Raw genomic sequence first — 20,893 nt, 5'->3', positions numbered from 1 at the left:
CATGGCGATTCATGCCCGCCGCGCCATCGTCCGGCGCCGGGTTTAGCGCGATACCAGGCGGATGCCGGCGTTGCCGGAGGCGGTGCTGGCGCTGCGCATGGCGGCAGGCATGTGCAGTCCCGGCAAGAGCTGGGCGTCGTCGATCACCACATGTTCGCCTTCATTGCTGAAGACGAAGGTCGTCCCCCGTCTGGTGACGAATTGGCCGGGTCCCGTCGGGTAGATTTCCACGGCGGGCTTTTCCTGCCATTCGCGCTCATCGATCAGGCGGCCGTAGAAATGGTTGCTTGCCTGATCGATTTGCAGGCGTTGGCCGTTCGACAGCCGGTATTGCTGCTCGATCTCGAAGGCTTGCCGTGCCGTGACGTGGTAATAGGTGCCGGACGTGACGCGCACGCTGTCGGCGGCTTGCGGCGCGGCGGCAGTCTGGGCCTGGGCGGCGCTGCCGGCGAGCGCGAAGACGGCGGCAAGGACGGGGAGGAAGCGTTTGGTATGCATGACATTCACCTTCGATCAGGGTGGCGGGATTGCTCGGAGTTAGATCGCGTGGTCGCTGGCGGGTTTCCGGCAGGGACTGGTGTCAAGTTAACAAACGCGCCGGGCCATCGCCAGCGGCAGGCGATGGATGGCGGGTTTTATGCGATGAAGCGCATAAAACGGCGAATGAACGGTTTTCGGATTAAAGTCGGAAGGCGGGCTCGGCTGCAAAATTATATTTTGCCGGCCGAGGTTTTTATATTGCGATATTTTCTTGGCGGCAACTGCTTAATACAGCGTCTGCGCCGATTCGTGCAGCAGCTGGCCGTACAGCGTATGGCGCATCCTGGTGATCTTGCCTTCAGACAAGGCTTGCAGGATGGCGCACTGCGGTTCGATCAGGTGGCGGCAGTTGTAGAACTTGCAGCCGCCCAGGTAGGGCTGGAATTCGCGGAAAGCGCGCTCGAGCATGCCTTCGCTCAAGTGGTACAGGCCGAATTCCTGGAAGCCGGGCGAATCGATGATGGAGCTGTTGGCGCCCAGTTCGTCGAGCTTGTACAGGCGCGTAAAGGTCGTCGTGTGCTTGCCCGTGTCCAGGGCGGCCGAGATTTCGCGCACGGCGATGTCGGCGTCCGGCACCAGCAGGTTGATCAAGGATGACTTGCCCATGCCCGACTGGCCGATGAGGATGGACGACTGGCCCGCCAGCAGCGGCGCCAGGGTGGCCACGGCGTGCTCCGGCTCGGCGCGCGCCGACACTTCATCGACGGGATAGCCCATCGATGAATACGGCAGCAGGCGCTCGCGGGCCCGCTCCAGCGAGGCCGTCACGTCCGTTTTGTTCAGGATGATGCGCGCCTCGATGCCGGCCGCGTCGGCCGCCACCAGCGAGCGCGAGATCAGGTCGTCGGCAAAGCCCGGTTCCGTCGCCACGACGATGAACAGCTGCGTCAAATTGGCCGCCAGCAGCTTCGATTTGTACTGGTCGGAGCGGTACAGCAGGGTCTTGCGTTCCTCGATGCGGTCGATGACGGCCTGGTCGCTGGAGGTGCGGGTCAGGTGCACGATGTCGCCCACGGCCACATTGGTTTTCTTGCCGCGCGTCACGCATTGCAGCTTGGCGCCATCCACGTCGGCCAGGTAGTGGCGTCCGTGGGCGGCGATGATGACGCCCGTCAACTTGCCTTCGCTCATGGGGCCACCTGGCTGCTCTGGTAAATGAGGTCGGCCTTGGCGGCGCAGATGAAGTCGTTTTCGGACAGGCCGCCGGCGCCCTGGTTGACCGAATGCGTGTCGTAGCGCACGGCGCAGGTTTTGTAAGTAATGATGAGCTCCGGATGATGGTCTTGCGTATGTGTCATGTAGGCCAGGGCGTTCACGAACGCCAGGGTCTGGTAGTAATTCTTGAAGCCGAAGTCGCGGCACAGCTTGCCTTGTCGCACGCTCCATTGCGGCAGCAGCGCGTGCAGGGTGGCGACACCGGTGTCGCCCAGCGCGTGCTGGCGCGGTGCGCAGGACAGCTGGGCCAGCTCTTGCAGTGTGGATGGCGTACTCATGCGGTTGCTCCTTTCAGGTGGCGGATGCGCACGCTGGCCGGCGGATGGCTGTCGTAGAAGGCCGAGTGCAGCGGGTCGGGCGTCAGCGTCGACGCATTGTCTTCATACATCTTCACGAGGGCCGAGACCAGGTCGTCCGCCTGCGTGTGCGTGGCGGCAAAGGCGTCGGCCTCGAATTCATGCTTGCGCGAGCTGAGCGAGGCCAACGGTCCCAGCAGGAAAGTGAATACCGGCAACACCAGCAGGAACAGCAGCAAGGTCAGCGCATCCGTCGGCTGGCCCGTGAGCGCCAGCGCCACGGGATCGACGCCCAGGCCCGCATAGAACCACGGCTGCGTCTTCAAATAGCCCAGCAGCGCCAGAAAGCCCAGCGAGATGACGAACATCATGGCGATGCGCTTGACGATGTGCCTGAGCTTGAAATGGCCCAGTTCGTGCGCCAGCACGGCTTCGATTTCCTGCGGCGCCAGGCGCGACAGCAGGGTGTCGAAGAAGACGATGCGCTTGTTGGCGCCAAAGCCCGAGAAATACGCATTGCCGTGGGCGCTGCGCTTCGAGCCATCCATGACGAACAGGCCTTTCGAGGCGAAACCCACGCGGCGCATCAAGCCTTCGATGCGGCTTTTCAGCGCTTCGTCGGCCAGCGGCGTGAATTTGTTGAACAGCGGGTGAACAAAGTTGGGGATGATGATCATCATCAGCAAGGAGAACGCGCTCCAGACGAGCCAGGCATAGAACCACCACAGGTCGCCACTTTTCGCCATCAGGACAAGAATGACCCAGAGCAGCGGCAGGCCAAGTACCGCCGTGATGCCTATGTTCTTGAGCAAGTCAGTGAAAAACAGGCTCTTGCTCATCATGTTGAAGCCAAAACGTTGCTCCAGCACAAACTGCTGGTAGTACTCGAAGGGCAGGTCGATCAGGCCGGAAATGGCGGCGAAGGCAACGATCAGGCCGATCTGGTATGCCATGCCCGGGCCCGTCAGCTCGTGCATGTGCAGCGCCAGCCATTGCAGGCCGCCCAGCAAGGTAAAACCGATCAGCACGGCATAGTTGACCAGCAGGGTCAGCAGGCCGAACTTGGTCTTCGCCACAGTGTAGTCGGCCGCCTTCTGGTGTGCCGCCAGCGGGATTTTTTCCGCGAATTCGTGCGGCACAAGGGCGCGGTGGGCCAGCACGTGGCGGATTTGCCGCGAGGCCAGCCAGAAGCGCACGGTCAGGGTCAAAACGAGGACGGAAACAAACAAAATCGAAAACGCGAGTGAATACATTCTGTGCCTGTGAGAAAATGGCTGATTATTTAGTTTGATTAGGCCAAGAGAGAATTATGTCACAAGCGACCGACTTAGCTGCATCCACCCCCGCACCCACCGTGCCCGCACGTCCAAACGAAATGAACCTGGTCTGGGTCGACATGGAAATGACGGGCCTGGAGCCCGATACCGACCGCATCATCGAGGTGGCGGTGGTGGTGACGGACATGCACTTGAACCTGCTGGCCGAAGGCCCCGTGTTTGTGATTCATCAATCCGATGAAACCCTGAACAAGATGGATGCCTGGAACAAGGGCACGCATGGCCGCTCTGGCCTGATCGACAAGGTCAAGGCGTCGACCGTGACGGAAGCGCAGGCGGAAGCGGAACTGATCGCGTTCCTGAAGAAATACGTACCGGCAGGCAAGTCGCCCATGTGCGGCAACACCATCGGCCAGGACCGCCGCTTCATGGTGCGCGGCATGCCGAAACTGGAAGCGTTCTTCCACTATCGCAATGTTGATGTATCGACATTAAAAGAGCTGTGCAAGCGCTGGAAGCCGGAAATCGCCACCGGTTTCAAGAAGCACCAGAAGCACACGGCCCTGGCCGATATTCTGGAATCGATCGAAGAGCTCAAGTACTACCGCGAGCACTTTATTAAACTGTAACGTGAAGACGCCTCGCAAAACCCGCTGCGCGTCGGTATAGGCGACCTGCGATGCTCACCGGCTCGGCGCCCCCGTACAGAATACGGGGGCGCTTCTTAGCCGCCTCTCCCTTCCGCCCGCTACGGTTTTGCGGGGCGTCGCGAAGTTTCCATTACAATCGTTTCAAAGTCGAAATCGAGGCCGTGCCAAGCCCCATCCTCATCCCGCCATTCCAGCGCAAACGCTCCCGTTTGCCGTAAAGCCGCGATCCAGCGCACTTCGCCCGGCTGGCGGAAGTATTCCACGCACGGGCCGAACGGCTGGCCCAGCCGGCACAGCACCAATCCCTCGCCCGCCACGGCGCACCATTGCTCATTGACGTCGATCAAGGCCGCGGCCGGGTCGCCATAGAATTCGCCCAGGCTGGCGTGACGCCCATCGGCGGCCAGTACGCTGGCGTGTTCGTATTCGTGCTGGACAATATATGCGGCGCTGCGCGCCAGTTCGTGTGTCGTCATGCGGTCTCCACGGCGGGCCAGACGGTTTCCTGGTCGGCGCGCGCCTCGGCGATCAGCCATTCGCAGAACGCGTGCACGAGGGGCCGCGTTTCCGCCTGGGGCGAACGCAGCAGGTAGTAGCAGTGGGGGCCGCGTACCGCGTGTTCGAACACGCGCACCAGGCGCCCCGAGCGCAGGTCGTCGCCGATCAGGGGGCTGGCGGCGATGGCCACGCCCTGGCCGCTGGCGGCCGCGTCCAGGCATAGATAGGTGTGCGAAAAGCGCGCGCCGCTGTTGCCGCTATTGCCGCTGTAATGCACGCCGCAGCTGTGCAGCCAGCGCGTCCAGTCGATTTCGCCGGGCAGGTGCACCTCCGGCTCGTCGTGCAGCAGCGGGTAGCGCAGCAGGTCGGCCGGCTGGCGCAGGCTGGCCGCGTTGGCGCGGAAATCGGGGCTGCAGACGGCGGAAAACCATTCTTCCATGAGTAAATCCACTTTGAGACCCGGATAGCGGCCCGGTCCCAGGCGGATGGCCACGTCCACGCCATCGCGCGCCAGGTCGACCGGGTGCATGGACGCCAGCACGCGCAGCTCGATCTGCGGATAGCGGTCGCGCAGCCGGCCCAGGCGCGGCATCAGCCAGCGCGAGACGAGCGAGCTGGTGGCCGTCACCGTCACCACCTTGTCGTCGCCCTGGCGGCGCGCCTGCTCGGAGACGTCGGCCAGCTGGTTCAGGATGGGGCCCAGCGACGCCGCATAGCGCTGGCCGGCGCTGGTGAGCACCACGCCGCGCGGCAGGCGCTGGAACAGCACGATGCCCAGCCACGCTTCCAGCTGCTTTACGTGGTGGCCGATGGCGCCGGCCGAGACGTGCAATTCCTCGCCCGCGCGCTGGAAACCTTCATGGCGGGCGGCCGCCTCGAAGGCGTGCAGGGCGGCGAGCGGTGGCAAGGGACGTGACATGGCAGTCTTCAAGAGAATTGAGCCTCAGTATTATTTGGCCTATCCGTGAAGAATATTGGTTTGTTTCATTTTGCGCAAGCGAATATGATGCCGTCACTGCATGAAGTGACCCGCAATAGGATTCACGCACGCATCATCTTCCAGCCTTGCTTGGCATTAATATTTACAACGTCTGGGAAAACCGTCGCGAGCGGCAGTGATTTGTGGCTGAGAAGCGCAACCGTACTTGTACGGGGCCGCCGAGGCGGTGAGCATCGCCGGCCGCAAAGCGCGACGCGCAGCAGGTTTACCCAGGTGTTACTGAAAGAGGTTTAGTCATGTCTGATCGCCGCGCCGTTGCGCTGGTGTTGCTGTCGGCCGCCGGTTTCGGCAGTTCCGCCGTGTTTGCCAAGGCGGCCTATGCGTCCGGGGTCAACCCGTCGACCATGCTGGCCTTGCGTTTCGTCATCGCCGCCATGCTGTTGCTGCCGCTCGTGTGGCTGGGCGGCTGGCGCCTGCCGCGCGGCCGCCTGCTGGCCGGCTATATGCTGATGGGCCTGATGTACACGGCCCAGTCGCAAGGCTATTTCAATGCCCTCATGTATGCCAGCAGCGGCCTGTGCGGCATGCTGCTGTATGTGTATCCCGTGCTGGTGACGATCCTGGCGCTGGCGCTGGGCTGGGAAAAGCTGGACCGGCGCATGCTGGTGCTGATGGCGCTGGCCATTGCCGGCATGGCCATCACCCTGGGCGGCAAGCTGCAGGGCCAGCCGATCGGCATCGCGCTGGCGCTGATGGCCGCCGGCGTGTACGCCGTCTACATTCTGTTTGGCAACAGCCTGTCGAAAAGCCGCGAGAATATTCACCCATTGGCCGCTTGCGTGGTGATTCTGGGCACGGCAGGCCTGTCGAACAGCGCAATTGCTCTATGGCAAGGTGTTTCCTTCCCGGGCACGGCGACGGGCTGGCTGGCCGTCAGCGCCATCGCCCTGTTCTCGACGGCCATCGCCATTGCCGCCTTCTTTGCCGGCGTGGCGCAGATCGGCGCAGCCAAGGCTTCCATCATTTCCACGTTCGAGCCCGTCATCACGATGGCCTTCGGCGTCGCCCTGCTGAAGGAATCCGTCAGCGGCACGCAATTGCTGGGCGGCGCCATGGTACTGGCCGCCGTGGTCTTGCTGGCGCAGCGCCCCGCGGCGAAACCGGCCGCCATGCCGGCAGTACAGGCCAGCGCCTGAGTTCAACGCTGACATTTTCTCAACACTGATCAGTCGTATCGATCGGTCTCCTTTGGCGCCGCGACGGGTTTCCCGTCGCGGCGCTTTTTTTTTGCTCCGTCCTGCGCGCGCACAAATAAGTCTTGATTGCGAATGATTCTCATTTATAATTGATTTCAAGATTCCCCCACCACCAGCCAGCCCATGCCAGCCAGTGTTCGCCCTGAAAGGAGACACCGTGTCGAGCATGCCCCCTGTTTGCAATACCGAGCTGATCGTCAGCGAATTCGCCCGCCTGCGCCGCGAAAGCAAGGCCCGCCACCGCGATATCGCCGAGCAACTGGCCATTTCCGAGGGCGAACTGATCGCCGCGCATGCGGGCCTGTCGCTGGCCGATGGCGCCTTGCTGGGCGCCGAGCGCCTGCAGGCGGACTGGCCCGCCATCCTGGCCGCGCTGGAACCGCTGGGCGAAGTCATGGCGCTGACGCGCAACGCCTCGTGCGTGCATGAAAAGACAGGCGTCTACCGCAAGGCCAGCCACAACAGCCACGTGGGCCTGGTACTGGGCGGCGACATCGACCTGCGCGTGTTCTATCGCCAGTGGGCGCATGGCTTTGCCGTGCGCGAGGTGGACGCGGGCGGGCACGAGGTGCAGCGCAGCCTGCAATTTTTCGACGCTGCCGGCCACGCCGTGCACAAGATTTTTCTCAAGCCGCAAAGCGAGCTGGCGGCCTACGACGCGCTGGTGGCGCGCTTTGCCGACGCCGACCAGGCAGCCGGCATCGCCGTGATGGCGCCGGCGGCGCCACCGGCCGAATTGCCCGACGCGCAGATCGACGTGGCCGGTTTTCGCGCCGCCTGGGCCGACTTGCGCGACACGCACGAATTCTTCACTTTGCTGAAAACATATGCGGTCTCGCGCCTGCAGGGCCTGCGCCTGGCCGAAGCGCGCTTCGTGCAGCAGATCGACACCTCCTGCGTGCTCGACCTGCTCAACGATGCCGCGCGCGAAAAAGTGTCCATCATGGCCTTCGTCGGCAATACCGGCATGATCCAGATCCATTCGGGACCCGTGCACAAGGTTGCCGTGATGGGGCCGTGGATCAACATCCTCGATGCGAGCTTCAACCTGCATTTGCGCGAAGACCATGTCGCCAGCGCCTGGGTGGTGAAAAAACCGACCGTCGACGGCCTGGTGACGTCCGTGGAACTGTTCGACGCCAAGGGCGACACCATCGTCATGTTCTTCGGCGAACGCAAGCCGGGCGTGCATGAATTGTGCGAATGGCGCCATATCGTCGACAGGGTGGCGCAGGAGGGCGAACTATGCGCCGCATGATCGCCGCCAGCGTGGCGCGCCGCATCGCGCTGAAAAAAATGGGGGCCGGAGCGCTGGCCCTGGCCGCGCCCATGCAGGTGCTGGCGGCAGTGACCGACGCGGGCAAGCCGCTGGCCAAAGTGCGGCGCATCGTCAGCGTGGGCGGCGCGCTGACGGAAATCGTGTATGCGCTCGAGGCGCAGGGCGAGCTGGTAGGCGTCGACACCACCTCGCTGCACCCGGCCGTGGCGCAGCAACTGCCGCAGGTGGGCTATGCGCGCACCTTGTCGGCCGAAGGCGTGCTGTCGCTCGCTCCCACGCAGCTGATCGCCACCGAGGAAGCGGGGCCGCAAGCGGTGCTGCGCCAGGTGCGCGACGCAGGCGTGCCGGTGGCGGTGCTCAGCGCGAACAACCGATTCGAAGGCTTGCTCGAGCGCGTAAAGCAGGTGGGCCGGATCACGGGCCGTCCCGACCCCGCCGCGCGCCTGGCGCACAGCCTGCAGCAGCAGTGGGACGGCGCCCTGGCCAAGGTACAGCAGCGCCAGCATGCGCCCGTGCGCGTGCTGTTCATCCTCGCCCATGCGCCCAACCAGGTGATGGTGGGCGGGCGCGAGACGGGCGCCGACGCCATGCTCGCGTATGCGGGCGCCGTCAACGTGATGGGCGGCCAGGGTGGATTCGCCGGCTACAAACCGCTCACGCCCGAAGCCGTGATCGCCGCGCGGCCCGACATCGTGCTCGTCACGGACCAGGGCTTGAAAGCGTCGGGCGGCGTGGATGGCATCCTGAAACTGCCAGGGCTGGCGCAGACGCCGGCCGGGCGCAAGCAGCGCATCGTCTCGCAGGAAGCCATGCTGCTGCTGGGCTTTGGCCCGCGCATGCCGCAGGCGCTGGCCGAACTCGATGCCGCGTTTGCCCAAGCCATGGCGGCATGAACGTGGCTTCCCTGGTCTGCGCCGCGCCCTGGCGCTGGGCGCCTTGGGGCGCCGGCGGGCTGCTGGCCGCGGCCCTGGCTGGCGGCTTGCTCGTCGCCGTGCAGGCGGGCGCCGTGTCCGTGGCACTGGCCGACTGGCTGGCGCCGTTTCAAGCGGGCGACGCGGCGCTGTCCGGCGGCGCGTATGTGCTGTGGCATATCCGTTTGCCGCGCGCGCTGTTCGCCATCCTGATCGGCGCCGCGCTGGCGCTGGCCGGCGGCTTGACGCAGGGGCTGTTCCGCAATCCGCTGGCCGACCCGGGCCTGCTGGGCGTGAGCAGCGGCGCCGCCTGCGCGGGCGCGGCCACCATCGTTTTCGCCGCCAGCCTGCACGTGGCGCCCGAACTGCGCGTGTGGCTGCTGCCGGCCGCCGCGTTTGCCGGCGCCATGCTCGTCTGCGTGCTGCTCGACCGGGTCGCCCGCTGGGCCACGCCCGGCTCCATCGTCGGCCTGCTGCTGACGGGCGTGGCGCTGAACGCCATCACGGTGGCCGTCATGGGCCTGTGCATCTACCTGGCCAGCGACGATCAATTGCGCACGCTGACTTTCTGGACATTGGGTTCGCTGTCGGCCGGCAGCTGGCGCCAGGTGGCGGCCCTGCTGCTGGTGCTGGCGGGCGCGCTGTGGGCAACGCGCTACCTGATGCGCGCGCTCAATGCGCTGGCGCTGGGCGAAGCGGCCGCATCGCACGTGGGCGTCGACGTGGGCCGCCTGCGCACGCAGGTGATCGTGCTGGTGGCCGTGCTGACGGGGTTTGCCGTCGCCTGGTGCGGCGGCATCGGTTTTATCGGCCTGATCGCGCCGCACCTGGTGCGCACCTGGCTGGGCGCCGACCAGCGCAAGGTATTGCCGCTGGCGATGCCGATGGGAGGCTTGCTGCTGCTGTCGGCCGATACCCTGGCGCGCACGGTGGCCATACCCGCGGAAGTGCCCGTCGGCATTTTCACGGCCTTGCTGGGCGGGCCATTTTTCCTGATGCTGTTGCGGCGCTTCCGCCACGGCACGGCCTGAAAGGATGGGCATGACGCCTTTATTGGAACTCACGTTCGCCACCACGCAACTGGGCCAGCAGTATTTCGGCCCCTTCAATGTGCGGGTGGCGCCCGGCGAGCGCATCGCCATCCTCGGCCCCAGCGGCGCGGGCAAGTCGACCCTGTTGAAACTGATGGCGCGCGAACTGCGGCCGCAGGCGGGCCAGGTGGCGTTCGCGGGACGGCCGCTGGCGCAGTGGCCGCTGGCCGAACTGGCGCGGCGCCGCGCCGTCCTGCCGCAGGGCTCGAACGTGGCCTTCGGTTTGCTGTCGGACCTGGTGATCGGCCTGGGCCGGGTGGCGCGCCTGGCCGACCCGCAGCTGGAACGCATCGTGCGGGAGGCGGCCGCCCTGGCGCACGCCGCGCATTTGCTGGGGCGGCGCCTGGACATCCTGTCCGGCGGCGAACAGGCCAGGGTGCAGCTGGCGCGCATCTTCGCGCAGATGTGGGATGTGGAAAATGGCTTGATACTCGTCGACGAACCGCTGGCGGCGCTCGATCCCGGCCTGCAGTTCGAGCTGCTCGACAGCCTGCAGCAGTTTTGCGCGGCGCGCGGCCACGCCGTCGTCGCCATCCTGCACGACATCAACCACGCCTTGCTGGGCTTCGAGCGGCTGCTGCTGGTGCGTTCGGGCCGGCTGGTGGCCGATATCGCCAGCGATGCCGGCGCCGTGCCCGCCCTGGCCGCGCTGTACGGCATCGCCCTGACGACGGCGACCAGCAGCGATGGCGACGTGTGCGTCATCCCCGCCAGAAGCGCCATACGCAGGGCCGCCTGACCGACACATTTATTTACTCGCTCACCACACGTCCGCCGCGCGCGGCCGCGCCATCTGGCCGCTGCCCAGCAGCCAGACCATCAGGGCATCGGCCTGTTCGCGCGTGGCCGTCACTTCCTGCACGATGCCGAAGGCTTTCATGGCGCCGGCCGCCATGGCCTGCAGGCGCGCGCGTTCCTGCGCATCGGCTTCGACGGAGACGAGGCCACGGCAAAGGGCAGCCAGCGCCACCTTGTTGTGCTTGAGCCACAGGCCGCGCCGCTTGCGGTCGATGTGCGCTTCATCGCTGCGCTCCTCTTCGAACAGCATGACGAACGGTTCGCCGTGGCGCAGCAGGGCGTCCATGTCGTTTTCCCACAGCGGGGCATAGCCGGTGACGGCCGTTTCAGGGCGAAAGCGCACGATGGGAAAGTCGCTGACGTCGTGGATGGAAAATTGTGCGGGATTCGGTTTCATGGCGTGCTTCCTAGCGAGGTGGTTGAAAATGCCTGCCAGCCGCCGCCCAGCGCCTTGTAGACCTGGACCAGCGACAGCGAGGCGGTGGCGCGGCTGTCGACCAGCGCCGCTTCGTTGTTCAATAAGGTGTTTTGCACATGCAGCACGTTGAGCAAGTCCGTGCCGCCCTGGCGGTACTGCAGTTCCGCGCTGCCCAGCGCGCGGCGTCCCTGTTTGATGGCTTCATCGAGGCTGGCCTGGCGCCGTTCGTTGGCCTGGTAGCCAGATAAGGCATCTTCCACCTCGTGCCAGGCGGCCAGCACCGTCCGGCGGTAGGCGATGGCCGCTTCCTGCTGCTGCGCCTCGCGCAATTGCAGCTTGCCGCGCAGGCGGCCGCCATCGAACAGGGGCACGCTGAAGCCAGGACCGAAGGCGAAGCGCTTGGCGTCCCAGCCGATGTCGGACAGCTGCATCGCCTGCAGGCCGATGCTGCCCGACAGCGTGATGCGCGGATAAAAATCGCCTTGCGCCACGCCGATGGCGGCGGTGGCCGCGTGCAGCTGCGCTTCGGCGCGGCGGATGTCGGGACGCCGCCCGGCCAGGCTGCTCGGCACGCCCAGCTGCACCTGCATGGCCACGGCGGGAATGTCCTTGTCCGCCGCCAGTTCCGCCCGCAAGCCTTGCGGCGGCAGCGCCAGCAAGAGGGCGAGGGCATTGCCCAGGCGCGCTTCGCGCTGCTGCAGCGGCGGCAGGCGCGCTTCGATGGTGGCCACGTGGGCCGCCGCCTCGGCTTCGTCGAGCTGCGTCGCCGCGCCTTCGCGCAGGCGGATGCGGGTCAGGTCCAGCGTATGGCGGGCGATATCGAGCAGCTGCCGCGTGATGGCCAGGGTCTGCTGCGCGCCGCGCAGTTCGATGTAGTCGCGCGCCGTTTCGGCCAGCACGGCCAGCAGCACGCCGCGCTGCGTTTCCAGCGCCACGCCGACATGCGCGTCGGCCGCTTCCACTTCGCGCCGCACGCGGCCCCACAGGTCCAGCTCCCAGGCCGCGTCGAGGTTGCCTTGCCACAGGCTGTAGGCGGACTGGCCGTTGTTGCGCGACGGGTCGCTCAAGCCTTGTTCGCTGTTGCGCGCGCGGCTGACGCTGCCATTTGCGCCCAGCGAGGGGCCTTGCGCGGCGCCCGCCACGCCCCGTGCGGCGCGGCTTTGCTCCAGCCGGCTGCCAGCCGCCAGCACGTCGAGGTTGGCGCCGGCGGCGCGCTGCAGCAGGGAAGACAGGGTGGTATCGCCAAAACTGTCCCACCAGCGCTGTTCGAGGGCGGCGTCCTGCCGGGCGGCGAAACGGGCATCGTGCGCCTGGCGCCATTGCTGCCCCAGCTCGTGGTGCGGGCGCTGGAAGTCGCTGCCCACGCTGGCGCAGCCGGCCAGGCCCACGGCCATGATGAAGATCAAGGTTTTCATCGCGCGCTCACCTGTTGCAGGTCCTGACGGCGCATGGCCGTATCGATGCGCACTTCGGCCGACATGCCCACGCGCAGGCGGCTGCCGTCATCCTGGCCGGGATCGAGCGCGATCCTGACGGGGATGCGCTGCACCACCTTGGTGAAGTTGCCGGTGGCGTTTTCCGGCGCGATGGCGGCAAACGTCACGCCCGTGGCGGGCGCGATGCTGTGCACCGTGCCGCGCAGGAGCATGCCCGGATAGGCGTCGACGGCGATCCTGGCGCGCTGCCCCTGGCGCACGTGCGTCAGCTGGGTTTCCTGCAGGTTGGCGACGACGAAGCTGCGGTTCAGGGGCACCACGGCCATCAGGCTGGCGCCGGGAGCGACCAGGGCGCCGACGCGCACGGCGCGGCGTCCCACGATGCCGTCGATGGGGGCGCGCAGCTGCGTATGCGACAAATCAAGTTCGGCGCGCTGCAGGCTGGCGCGGGCGCGCAGCAGGGCCGCTTCGGCGGCGCCTTGCTGCGCCTGCAAAATGTCGGTCTGCTTGCGCGTGGCGACGAGGGCGGCGCGGTTCTGCGCCAGGCGCGCGCGGCTCACGTCGAAGCGCGATTGCGCCTGCTGCGCGCTCTGCACGCTGCCGGCGCCCTGGCCGGCCAGGTGCTGCGAGCGGGCCAGTTCCTGCTGCGCCAGCTTTTCCTCGGCCTGGTTGGCCTCGACCAGGGTGCTGGCCTGCTCGATCAGCGCTTGCTGGCGTTCCAGAGTGGCATGGGTATTGAGCCGCTGCGCTTCGGCGCCGGCCACGTCGGCGCGGGCCGAGGCGAGGGCCGCCTGGTAGTCGCGGTCGTCGATGCGGGCCAGCAGCTGATCCGCCTTGACAGTCTGGTTGTCTTCCACCAGCACCTCCCGCACGATGCCGCCCACCTTGGGCGAGAGCACGGTGTAGTCGGCGCTGACGAAGGCGTCGTCGGTGCCTTGTTCTTCGCTGGGGGAAAACAGCAATTGCCAGGCGCAAAAGGCGAGGGCGCAGGCCAGCAGGGCCAGGCCGAGGAGAAAAGCGCGCGAGCGCAGGATGGGGACATTCATGGTGAGGCTCTTTCGTGAAATAAAAGTCAGGCTGCGCGCGGCGCATAGACGCGCGTCGGCAGGATGGGAATGATCACAATCATGGCCAGCGCGATGGCGGCGACAATGAGGTACAGGTCGGACGAGGTCAGGGTGACGACTTGCGCATGCATGCGCGCGCTCAAGCCGGCCATGTTCAGATCGCCGGGCAGGTTACCCAGGCGTTCGCTGAGCACCGTCGAATGAAAGTGGTTGCGGCGCGTGATCAGCGTGTCGAGCACGCCCGTGGCGACGACGGCCGACATGCCCTTGATGGTGTTGAACCAGGCCGAGGCGAAGGGGCCGTCCTGCGGCGCCAGGCCCGTGGTGGCCAGCAGCAGCAGGGGAATCACGGCCATCGGTTGCGCAAAGACCTGCACCGCCTGCAGCAGGTAGAAGTGTGTGCGTATCCAGTCCGGCGACATGCGCGCGCCGAGCACGCAGGACAGCGCCAGCAGGGCCAGGCCGATGGCCAGCACCCAGCGGCAGTCGACGGCGCGCAGATTGCACAGGGCGGCCACCAGCGGCAGCGCGATCAACTGCGGCATGGCCACCATCAGCATCACGGGCGCCGTCTGCAGCGGGCGGTAGGCGTGCACCTGCGCCAGGTAGGACGAGGGGATCAGGATCACGGCCAGCAGCACGAACAGCACGCCGCCCAGGGTCAGCAGGGCGTGGCTGAGGTTGCGCCGCGACAGCAGCTGCAGCTTGAAGAACGGCAGCGGATGCGACCATTCATTGATAAAGAACAATACCAGCAGCAATAGACCGCCGCCCAGCAGCACGCAGATCAGCGGCGAGGCGAACCAGGCCAGGCGCTCGCCCTGCAGCAATCCGACTACCAGCATGCTGATGGCGGGCAGGCCCAGCAGCAGGCCGCGCCAGTCGAATTGACGGAAACGCTCCAGGCGCAGCGGGTCTTGCGGCAAGCCCCACGACACCATCAAGAGGGCGGCGATGCTGCCCGGGACGACTTGCCAGAACGCCCATTGCCAGCCCAGGTATTCGCTCCAGAAGGCGGCCAGCGGCGTGCCCAGGCTGGGGCCGAAGGTGGCGCTCAGCGCATAGCCGCCCAGGCCATACAGCTTGATGTTCGGCGGCAGGAAGCGCAGCGCCACCGTCATCAGCATGGGCGGCAGGGCGCCGCCGGCCGCGCCCTGCACCACGCGCAGGACGAGCAGCACGGAGAAATTCGGCGCGAACGGGCACAGCACGCCGGCAGCCATGCAGACCACGATGGCGGCCAGGGTGACGCGGCGCAGCGAGAACGTGACGGAGCACCATGGCGCGAACGCCATGGCCGACACCGAGGCGGCCGCGTACAGGGCGACGAGCCAGCTGGCGTCGTCGCGCGCGATGCCCATGGCGCCGCGGATGTCGGCCAGCGCGATCTTGGTGATGTTTTCGTTCAGGCCGGACACCAGCACGGCCAGCAGCACGCCGGCCAGGCCCGTGGCCAGGCGCAGGCCAAAGACAGGTGGGGCGGGAGGCGCGGCCGCGGGGGCGGCGCCGGGTAGGGGTACAGCGGACACAGGGAACTCCGTGGATGAGAATCAGTCCACGCAGTATAGGTAGCCGTTAATCTTGTGAAAATTGATCATTGAGGAAGTCTGAATTGCGTCTGGCGCAATGATTCATTCGTCCGGCGGCGCGCTGCCGCACAGCTCCTTGATCATCCGCCGCAGCCAGCGGTGCGCATGGTCGTGGTCGAGGCGCGGGTGCCAGGCCTGCATCACGTCGACGCTGTCGACGGGAATCGGCAGCTGGAAGGTGCGCAGTTTCAGTCCCAGCCGCTCGACGATGGGCAGCAGGGGCGTGGGCATCAGGGGCAGCAGCAGGCGCGAATCGGCCACGGCGAAGATGGCGGACTGGAAGTTGGGGCTGATCAGCGAGACCCGGCGCGTGTAGCCCCGCTCGGCCAGGGCCGTGTCGAAGGGGCCGCGCGCCAGGCCGCGCCGCGAGACGCTGATATGTTCGTACTCGGTAAAGCTGTCGAGGTTGACGGGGCCGTCGAAGATCGGGTGGTCGCTGCGGGCGATGCCGACAAAGCCGCTGCTAAACAGCTGCTGCAGCTTGATGTCGGGCGCAAAGGCGCGCCGCGCGCTGATGTACAGGTCGATGCGGCCCGCGTGCAGGGCGTCGTTTTCCGTGGCGCCATCGCCTTCGGGCACGAAGCGCAGCACCGTATTCGGCGCATGGCTGGCCAGCAGGTCGCGCAGCTTGCCGCCGTAGGCGCCGACAAACACGTCGTTGGCGCACAGGCTGAAGGTGCGTTCCAGGGTGCGCAGGTCGACTTCGCGGCCGGAAGTGAAGATCGCGTGCGCCTGCTCCACCACGCTGCGCACCTGCTCGCGCAACTCCAGCGCGCGCGGGGTGGGCGCCAGGCCGCGCCCGGAGCGCACGAAGACGGGGTCGCCGATGGCGTCGCGGATGCGCGCCAGGGTGCGGCTCATGGCCGGCGCGCTCAGGTTCATGCGCCGCGCGGCGGCCACGGCGCTGCCTTCCTCGAGCAGGATGTCGAGGGCGACGAGCAGGTTCAGGTCGGGGAGTTTCATGCGGCGATTATAGCCCGGAGGCCAGCGCCAGCGCTGCGCCGGCAGGACGCCGGCGCAGGGGGAGATGCTATAGCGTTATTACTCGGCTGCCGGCTCTGCGCCGCAGCATTTCTTGAACTTCTTGCCGCTGCCGCAAGGGCAGTCGTCGTTGCGGCCCACTTTCGGCTCTTCGCGCTTCATGGTTTGCACCGGTGCCTTGCGGCGCGGGACCCAGAAACGGTGGATGGCCGGCAGGTTCGCTTCCAGTTCCTGCGCCAGCTTGTGCGCCTTGACCGGGTCTTCCACCAGTTTCAGCTCTTCTTCCTTGATTTCGTCGGCGCCCAGCAGGTAGATCGGCTGCATCAGTTCGGCCACTTCGGAATCCCAGATTTCGTTCCACGAGCCTGGACGCAGTTCCATGCCGTCCCAGAAGCCCCAGCACCAGGCTTCGGCGTCGATCAGGGTCTGGCCTTCGTAGTCGTGTTCGACGAACAGGGCTTCGAATTCCTTGGGCGCGACTTCAAACGTCACCAGCACTTCGTTCATGAAGCGCATGATCAGGTTGACGATGCGCTCTTCTTCCTTGCCGTTCTTGAATTTCGGCGCATCTTCGGCATCTTCGCCCCACACGCGCGGCAACCACTCGGCCGGCATGATCGGTTCCGGGCCGATGGCCACGGCCGTCAGATAGCCGTGCAGCATATCCATGGTCATGGCGTCTTCGGAGCACCGGTCCGACAACAGGAATTGGTCTAATTCGTCGAATTCTTTTTCTGATAATGGCTGTTCGAGTTGCATGGCTTGCTCTTTGATTGAATGTAAGCCGCCAGTATACGCCTTGCGGTGCATCATCACCGAAGTGTTTGCACCGGCGGCACGCGCGCGCCTTACAATGTCGCTTATGCACAATGAAAACCAGCCGCACGAGGACGACCGGCCCGTCCATCCCTTTTCCGCACTGAGCCCCGACTGCGTGCTCGACGCCCTCGACAGCGTGGGCTTGCGCGGCGATGGCCGCCTGCTGGCGCTCAACAGCTATGAAAACCGCGTCTACCAGGTGGGCATCGAGGATAGCGCGCCCCTGGTGGCCAAGTTTTACCGTCCCGCGCGCTGGAGCGATACGGCCATCCTGGAAGAACACGCCTTCGTGTCCGAACTGGTCGAGCGCGAAATCCAGGTGGTGCCCGCGCTGGCCATCAACGGCAGCACCCTGCACCAGTACCAGGGCTTCCGCTTTGCCGTCTTTCCCCGCCACGGCGGCCGCGCGCCCGAGCTGGACGACCCGGCGACGCTGGAATGGATAGGGCGCTTCATCGGCCGCATCCACGCCGTCGGCGCGCTGTCCGCCTACAAGGAACGCCCGGCGCTCGATCACCAGACGTTTGGCGTGGAACCGCGCGAATTCTTGCTGGAAGGCAACTTCTTGCCGCCCGAACTGCTGGCCGCGTATTCCAGCGTGGCGCAGCAGGCGCTCGACGGCGTCAAACGCTGCTACGACCGGGCGGGCGACGTGGCCGTGTTGCGCACGCACGGCGACTGCCATGGCGGCAACGTGCTGTGGACGGACGCCGGCCCCCATTTCGTCGATTTCGACGACAGCCGCATGGGTCCGGCCATCCAGGACCTGTGGATGATGCTGTCGGGCGAGCGCGGCGACCAGGTGCGCCAGATGAGCGACATCCTGGCCGGCTACGAAGACTTTTGCGATTTCGACCCGCGCCAGCTGTACCTGGTCGAAGCGCTGCGCACCCTGCGCCTGATCCATTATTCGGCCTGGCTGGCGCGCCGCTGGGACGACCCCGCCTTTCCCGTTGCCTTCCCCTGGTTTAACACGCAGCGCTATTGGCAGGACCGCATCCTGGAATTGCGCGAGCAGGTGGCGCTGATGGACGAGGCGCCTTTGTGGCCCATCTGAATGCATATTTTGCCAATCAAACCGTAGCGAGCGGCAGCGCGACGCGCAGTAGGTTTGATTGGTGAAATGATGAAAAGGGCGGTAAAACTGGCTCTTCTTGCCGCGCTGATTTGTGCATGCCTGTTCGATAATGGTGGTAATAAATTCCCATAAGCAACGGAATTCACCCGAATAAGCGAGAAATCATGCAAGCACAGCAAAATCAGCGCCAGGCCGTTTCCCTCACCGTCGCGTATTCCGCCGACGACGAGTTCGACCAGGACAGCATCGTTTCGCTGCATGATTTCAAGGACCTGGAGAGCAAGGCCGAGGCGCCTGCGCCTGTCGCCGCCGCCCAGCCGCAGGCTGCCGCCGAGCCGGAGCAGGAAGCCGACATCAAGGCGCCGGCCGCCGAACGCCAGAAAATGGAATTGAAGGCCATCCACGAGGCGATCGCCCGCGTGGAAGCGGAAGCGAAAGCCACCTGCGCCGCCGAAAGCCGGGCATTGGCCGAGGCGCGCGTGCGCTCGCTGGCCGAGGACCGCGCCGCCATCGATGCGGCGGCGGCCGCCGCCGCGCAGCAAAACGCGCAGGCGGCCGAGGAGGCCATCGCCGCCAACCGCGAGCGCCTGGAAACCATGCGCGCCGCCGCGCAGGCGAGCGTGGCCCGCCTGGAAGCGGTCAAGCAGGAGACGGCCGAACTGCGCGCCCGCGTGGAATCGGACAATGAAATCCGCCTGGCTGCCGAACAGCGCGCCCGCGCCGAGCAGGAAAGCCGCCTGCGCGCCAGCGAACAGGTGGCGGTGCAGTCGGAACTGGCCGAGCAGGCGGCCCGCGCCGCCGAGGAATTGCAGGTGCAGACGGAGCAGGCGCGCCTGCAGGCCGTCGAGCGCGTCGCCGCCGTGCAGGCGGCCAAGGAAGAAATGGTGGGCATCGCCTCGGCCGACGCCCGTGTCGCCGTGCTGGCGCGCGAACGCGAGCGCCACGCCCACGGCGCGCGCCAGACGGCGCAGATGCTGGCCGAAGCGGAAAGCGAGGCGCTGGAACTGACGGTGCAGCGCGAGCGCGCCGACCAGATCGCGCTGGAATCGGCATTTAATCGCGCCGCCGCCGAAGTGCGCGCGCTGGAAGAGGCGCGCGCGCTGGCCCACCTGGAGCAGGAACGCGAAGCCATCGCGCTGGCGCAGGCGGAGTCCGAGCGCCATGCGGCGCAATCGCTGCACCTGCGCCTGCAGACGGAAAAGGAACTGCGTGACGCGGCCGTCCACCGCGAGCGCCTGGAAATGGTCGCCGCCGCCAGCGCCCAGGCGCGCCGCGACGCCGACATGCGCATCCTGGCTGCCACCGAGGCGCGCATCGAGGTGGACCGCCAGCTGCGCGCCGTGGCGCTGGCCCGCGTCGCCGCCGAACAGGATGCGGAAATCGCCGGCCACGCCAAGCTGGAAGCGGAAACGGCCGCGCTGGAACAGACCAAGGCGTTGGAAGCTGCCGAGCAGGCGGCCGCCGTGGCGGCGGCCCGCGCACTGGAAGAACAGCAGCGCGCCGCCAGCCTGGCGCAGGAACGCGCCGAACTGGCGCGCCAGGCGGCGGAACTGGCTGCGCGCCAGAACGCGGCCGAGGAACAGGAAATCGCCAGCAGCGGCGCGCACCTGGCCGCGCAGGCGCAGTCCTTAGCGCTGGCCGAGGAAAAGGCGGCGCAGGCCGCGCGACTGCAGGCACAGGAGCAGGAGCGCCTGGCCGCCGAACAAGCCGCCATCGTCGCCTTGAACGAGAAACTGGACGCGGAAGCGCTGGCCTTCAACGCGGCGCAGGAACGCATCGCCGCCGAAGCGGCGCAAGCGGAACTGCTGCGCGGCCAGCACGCGGCCGAGCAGGCCTTGCGTGTCGCGTCGGAAAAGGAGGCGGACGCCATCCGCATCCTGATGGACCAGGCGCTGGTCGAAGGCGAACAAAAGGCGGCCGCCGCGCAAGCCGTGCAGGCGCAGGCGCGCCTGGCCGTGGAACTGGGCCAGGTGCATAGCGAGCGCGCCCGCGTGGAAGAGGACAAAGCCCGGGAAGCCGATGCGCTGCTGGCGTCCGAACGCGACTTCGTTGCCGCCGAACGCGAATCGCTGGCGCTGATCGCGCAAAAACTGGTGCAGCAGCGCCAGACGACGGCCGCCGAAGAGCGGGCGTCGAAAGCCATCGCCGGCCGCCTGGAAGCGGAAAAGCAGGCGACGCAGGCCGCCGAAGCGCGCGCCGGCATGGAACAGGAAGCGCTGGAGGCCATGCGCCAGCGCGAGCAGCTGGAACTGGCCGCCCGGCAGGCCGCCAGCGAGAAACTTGACGCGCAGCAAGCCTTGCTGGCCAGCGCCCAGGCCCATGCGGCCCTGCAGCGCAAGGCGGCCGACACGACGCGCGCCATGGCCGCCGCCAAGCAGCAATTGCTGGAACTGGATATTGCTCGTGCGCAACAGCAGGAGCGCGAACTGGCCGCCCTGCGCGCCAGCCTGGACCAGCAGCAAAGCGCGTTTTCCAGCTCGCTGGCCGCCGCCCGCGCCAAGGCTGAACAGGTAAGCTCGGCCAGTCTGACGCGCGAAGTGATCGAGCGCCTGACGCAGCCTAACGAGTCGGCCGGTGCAGTCTGGCGTTCGCGCTAGGCAGGATACCGAACCAAACCTACTGCGCGGCGCGCTTTGCGGCTGGCGATGCTCACCGGCTCGGCGCCCCCCGCACTAAAGTACGGTTGCGCTTCTCAGCCGAAAATCACTGCCGCTCGCTACGGTTTTGTTCGGCATCGTTACTTTGGCGGAAGAG

At 66.5% G+C, this 20,893-nt stretch carries 20 protein-coding genes; 8 read left to right on the top strand and 12 right to left on the bottom strand.

Translation table 11 applies throughout. The features are described from left to right. Window positions 1-42 precede the first annotated feature (42 nt). The 4 genes from AC07VI_RS23860 to AC07VI_RS23845 form a co-directional block, all read right to left on the bottom strand. Window positions 43-498 (bottom strand): hypothetical protein, encoded by a 456-nt coding sequence (locus tag AC07VI_RS23860; protein ID WP_086146118.1) that lies wholly within the window; start codon window positions 496-498, stop codon window positions 43-45. Between the two features lie 267 nt (window positions 499-765). Beyond that, on the bottom strand, window positions 766-1,671 hold the full coding sequence (rsgA, locus tag AC07VI_RS23855; protein ID WP_086146117.1) for a ribosome small subunit-dependent GTPase A: 906 nt from the start codon (window positions 1,669-1,671) through the stop codon (window positions 766-768). Further along, the gene (locus AC07VI_RS23850) at window positions 1,668-2,033 is read right to left on the bottom strand and encodes a 4a-hydroxytetrahydrobiopterin dehydratase (protein WP_086146116.1); all 366 of its coding nucleotides are present in this window, start codon (window positions 2,031-2,033) and stop codon (window positions 1,668-1,670) included. Before AC07VI_RS23850 ends, rsgA begins: the two co-directional genes overlap by 4 nt. Next, entirely contained in the window at window positions 2,030-3,304 is a 1,275-nt protein-coding gene (locus AC07VI_RS23845; protein ID WP_086146115.1) for a M48 family metallopeptidase, read from the bottom strand. Before AC07VI_RS23845 ends, AC07VI_RS23850 begins: the two co-directional genes overlap by 4 nt. A gap of 56 nt (window positions 3,305-3,360) precedes the next feature. Here AC07VI_RS23845 and orn point away from each other — a divergent pair, with 56 nt between their 5' ends. Then, entirely contained in the window at window positions 3,361-3,957 is a 597-nt protein-coding gene (orn, locus tag AC07VI_RS23840) for an oligoribonuclease (RefSeq protein WP_170909761.1), read from the top strand. Window positions 3,958-4,076: 119 nt separating this feature from the next. Here orn and AC07VI_RS23835 read toward each other — a convergent pair whose 3' ends face one another. Both AC07VI_RS23835 and gcvA read right to left on the bottom strand, forming a co-directional pair. Beyond that, entirely contained in the window at window positions 4,077-4,454 is a 378-nt protein-coding gene (locus AC07VI_RS23835) for a hypothetical protein (protein WP_099420684.1), read from the bottom strand. Continuing rightward, on the bottom strand, window positions 4,451-5,395 hold the full coding sequence (gene gcvA / locus AC07VI_RS23830; RefSeq protein ID WP_086146113.1) for a transcriptional regulator GcvA: 945 nt from the start codon (window positions 5,393-5,395) through the stop codon (window positions 4,451-4,453). Before gcvA ends, AC07VI_RS23835 begins: the two co-directional genes overlap by 4 nt. A gap of 317 nt (window positions 5,396-5,712) precedes the next feature. On the opposite strand from gcvA, the gene AC07VI_RS23825 reads away from it, so the two are divergent. The 5 genes from AC07VI_RS23825 (at window position 5,713) to AC07VI_RS23805 (ending at window position 10,692) form a co-directional block, all read left to right on the top strand. Further along, on the top strand, window positions 5,713-6,612 hold the full coding sequence (locus AC07VI_RS23825) for a DMT family transporter (protein WP_086146112.1): 900 nt from the start codon (window positions 5,713-5,715) through the stop codon (window positions 6,610-6,612). A gap of 226 nt (window positions 6,613-6,838) precedes the next feature. Continuing rightward, a complete protein-coding gene (locus tag AC07VI_RS23820; protein ID WP_492996271.1) occupies window positions 6,839-7,930 on the top strand; it encodes a hemin-degrading factor in 1,092 nt (363 codons plus the stop codon). After that, window positions 7,918-8,844 carry a heme/hemin ABC transporter substrate-binding protein gene (locus AC07VI_RS23815; RefSeq protein WP_086146110.1) on the top strand — a complete coding sequence of 309 codons (927 nt, stop codon included), beginning with the start codon at window positions 7,918-7,920 and terminating at the stop codon, window positions 8,842-8,844. The genes AC07VI_RS23820 and AC07VI_RS23815 overlap by 13 nt, the downstream gene beginning before the upstream one ends. Beyond that, complete coding sequence (locus tag AC07VI_RS23810) at window positions 8,841-9,893, top strand: FecCD family ABC transporter permease (protein ID WP_492993014.1); 1,053 nt, start codon at window positions 8,841-8,843, stop codon at window positions 9,891-9,893. The genes AC07VI_RS23815 and AC07VI_RS23810 overlap by 4 nt, the downstream gene beginning before the upstream one ends. Before the next feature lie 10 nt (window positions 9,894-9,903). Then, on the top strand, window positions 9,904-10,692 hold the full coding sequence (locus AC07VI_RS23805) for an ATP-binding cassette domain-containing protein (RefSeq protein ID WP_492993016.1): 789 nt from the start codon (window positions 9,904-9,906) through the stop codon (window positions 10,690-10,692). A gap of 21 nt (window positions 10,693-10,713) precedes the next feature. Here AC07VI_RS23805 and AC07VI_RS23800 read toward each other — a convergent pair whose 3' ends face one another. The 6 genes from AC07VI_RS23800 to AC07VI_RS23775 all read right to left on the bottom strand — a co-directional run bounded on the left by AC07VI_RS23800 (window position 10,714) and on the right by AC07VI_RS23775 (window position 17,001). Continuing rightward, a complete protein-coding gene (locus AC07VI_RS23800) occupies window positions 10,714-11,148 on the bottom strand; it encodes a hypothetical protein (protein WP_193068917.1) in 435 nt (144 codons plus the stop codon). Further along, window positions 11,145-12,584, bottom strand: coding sequence for an efflux transporter outer membrane subunit (locus tag AC07VI_RS23795; protein WP_492993018.1), 1,440 nt, complete (start codon window positions 12,582-12,584; stop codon window positions 11,145-11,147). The genes AC07VI_RS23800 and AC07VI_RS23795 overlap by 4 nt, the downstream gene beginning before the upstream one ends. Continuing rightward, window positions 12,581-13,651 carry an HlyD family secretion protein gene (locus AC07VI_RS23790; protein ID WP_492993020.1) on the bottom strand — a complete coding sequence of 357 codons (1,071 nt, stop codon included), beginning with the start codon at window positions 13,649-13,651 and terminating at the stop codon, window positions 12,581-12,583. Before AC07VI_RS23790 ends, AC07VI_RS23795 begins: the two co-directional genes overlap by 4 nt. 26 nt (window positions 13,652-13,677) lie before the next feature. Then, entirely contained in the window at window positions 13,678-15,201 is a 1,524-nt protein-coding gene (locus AC07VI_RS23785; protein WP_492993022.1) for an MFS transporter, read from the bottom strand. A gap of 102 nt (window positions 15,202-15,303) precedes the next feature. Continuing rightward, window positions 15,304-16,224, bottom strand: a complete 921-nt coding sequence (locus AC07VI_RS23780; RefSeq protein WP_086146106.1) for a LysR family transcriptional regulator — start codon at window positions 16,222-16,224, stop codon at window positions 15,304-15,306. Between the two features lie 78 nt (window positions 16,225-16,302). Further along, the gene (locus AC07VI_RS23775) at window positions 16,303-17,001 is read right to left on the bottom strand and encodes a UPF0149 family protein (RefSeq protein WP_086146134.1); all 699 of its coding nucleotides are present in this window, start codon (window positions 16,999-17,001) and stop codon (window positions 16,303-16,305) included. Window positions 17,002-17,104: 103 nt separating this feature from the next. Here AC07VI_RS23775 and AC07VI_RS23770 point away from each other — a divergent pair, with 103 nt between their 5' ends. Beyond that, the gene (locus AC07VI_RS23770) at window positions 17,105-18,118 is read left to right on the top strand and encodes a serine/threonine protein kinase (protein ID WP_086146133.1); all 1,014 of its coding nucleotides are present in this window, start codon (window positions 17,105-17,107) and stop codon (window positions 18,116-18,118) included. A gap of 185 nt (window positions 18,119-18,303) precedes the next feature. Then, window positions 18,304-20,736, top strand: a complete 2,433-nt coding sequence (locus AC07VI_RS23765) for a coiled-coil domain-containing protein (RefSeq protein WP_492993025.1) — start codon at window positions 18,304-18,306, stop codon at window positions 20,734-20,736. Window positions 20,737-20,893: the final 157 nt, after the last annotated feature.

The sequence above is a fragment of the Janthinobacterium sp. GW821-FHT03A03 genome, assembly GCF_059421435.1.
Note: the sequence above shows the minus strand (reverse complement) of the source record. Positions and strands in the feature narration are given on the sequence as shown.

Coding starts and splice junctions, on each gene's coding strand:
- AC07VI_RS23860 (WP_086146118.1), bottom strand. CDS start 498: ATGCATACCAAACGCTTCCTCCCCGTCCTTGCCGCCGTCTTCGCGCTC.
- AC07VI_RS23805 (WP_492993016.1), top strand. CDS start 9,904: ATGACGCCTTTATTGGAACTCACGTTCGCCACCACGCAACTGGGCCAG.
- AC07VI_RS23820 (WP_492996271.1), top strand. CDS start 6,839: ATGCCCCCTGTTTGCAATACCGAGCTGATCGTCAGCGAATTCGCCCGC.
- AC07VI_RS23800 (WP_193068917.1), bottom strand. CDS start 11,148: ATGAAACCGAATCCCGCACAATTTTCCATCCACGACGTCAGCGACTTT.
- gcvA (WP_086146113.1), bottom strand. CDS start 5,395: ATGTCACGTCCCTTGCCACCGCTCGCCGCCCTGCACGCCTTCGAGGCG.
- AC07VI_RS23815 (WP_086146110.1), top strand. CDS start 7,918: ATGCGCCGCATGATCGCCGCCAGCGTGGCGCGCCGCATCGCGCTGAAA.
- AC07VI_RS23790 (WP_492993020.1), bottom strand. CDS start 13,651: ATGAATGTCCCCATCCTGCGCTCGCGCGCTTTTCTCCTCGGCCTGGCC.
- AC07VI_RS23770 (WP_086146133.1), top strand. CDS start 17,105: ATGCACAATGAAAACCAGCCGCACGAGGACGACCGGCCCGTCCATCCC.
- rsgA (WP_086146117.1), bottom strand. CDS start 1,671: ATGAGCGAAGGCAAGTTGACGGGCGTCATCATCGCCGCCCACGGACGC.
- AC07VI_RS23845 (WP_086146115.1), bottom strand. CDS start 3,304: ATGTATTCACTCGCGTTTTCGATTTTGTTTGTTTCCGTCCTCGTTTTG.
- AC07VI_RS23825 (WP_086146112.1), top strand. CDS start 5,713: ATGTCTGATCGCCGCGCCGTTGCGCTGGTGTTGCTGTCGGCCGCCGGT.
- AC07VI_RS23765 (WP_492993025.1), top strand. CDS start 18,304: ATGCAAGCACAGCAAAATCAGCGCCAGGCCGTTTCCCTCACCGTCGCG.
- AC07VI_RS23835 (WP_099420684.1), bottom strand. CDS start 4,454: ATGACGACACACGAACTGGCGCGCAGCGCCGCATATATTGTCCAGCAC.
- AC07VI_RS23780 (WP_086146106.1), bottom strand. CDS start 16,224: ATGAAACTCCCCGACCTGAACCTGCTCGTCGCCCTCGACATCCTGCTC.
- AC07VI_RS23795 (WP_492993018.1), bottom strand. CDS start 12,584: ATGAAAACCTTGATCTTCATCATGGCCGTGGGCCTGGCCGGCTGCGCC.
- orn (WP_170909761.1), top strand. CDS start 3,361: ATGTCACAAGCGACCGACTTAGCTGCATCCACCCCCGCACCCACCGTG.
- AC07VI_RS23775 (WP_086146134.1), bottom strand. CDS start 17,001: ATGCAACTCGAACAGCCATTATCAGAAAAAGAATTCGACGAATTAGAC.
- AC07VI_RS23810 (WP_492993014.1), top strand. CDS start 8,841: ATGAACGTGGCTTCCCTGGTCTGCGCCGCGCCCTGGCGCTGGGCGCCT.
- AC07VI_RS23850 (WP_086146116.1), bottom strand. CDS start 2,033: ATGAGTACGCCATCCACACTGCAAGAGCTGGCCCAGCTGTCCTGCGCA.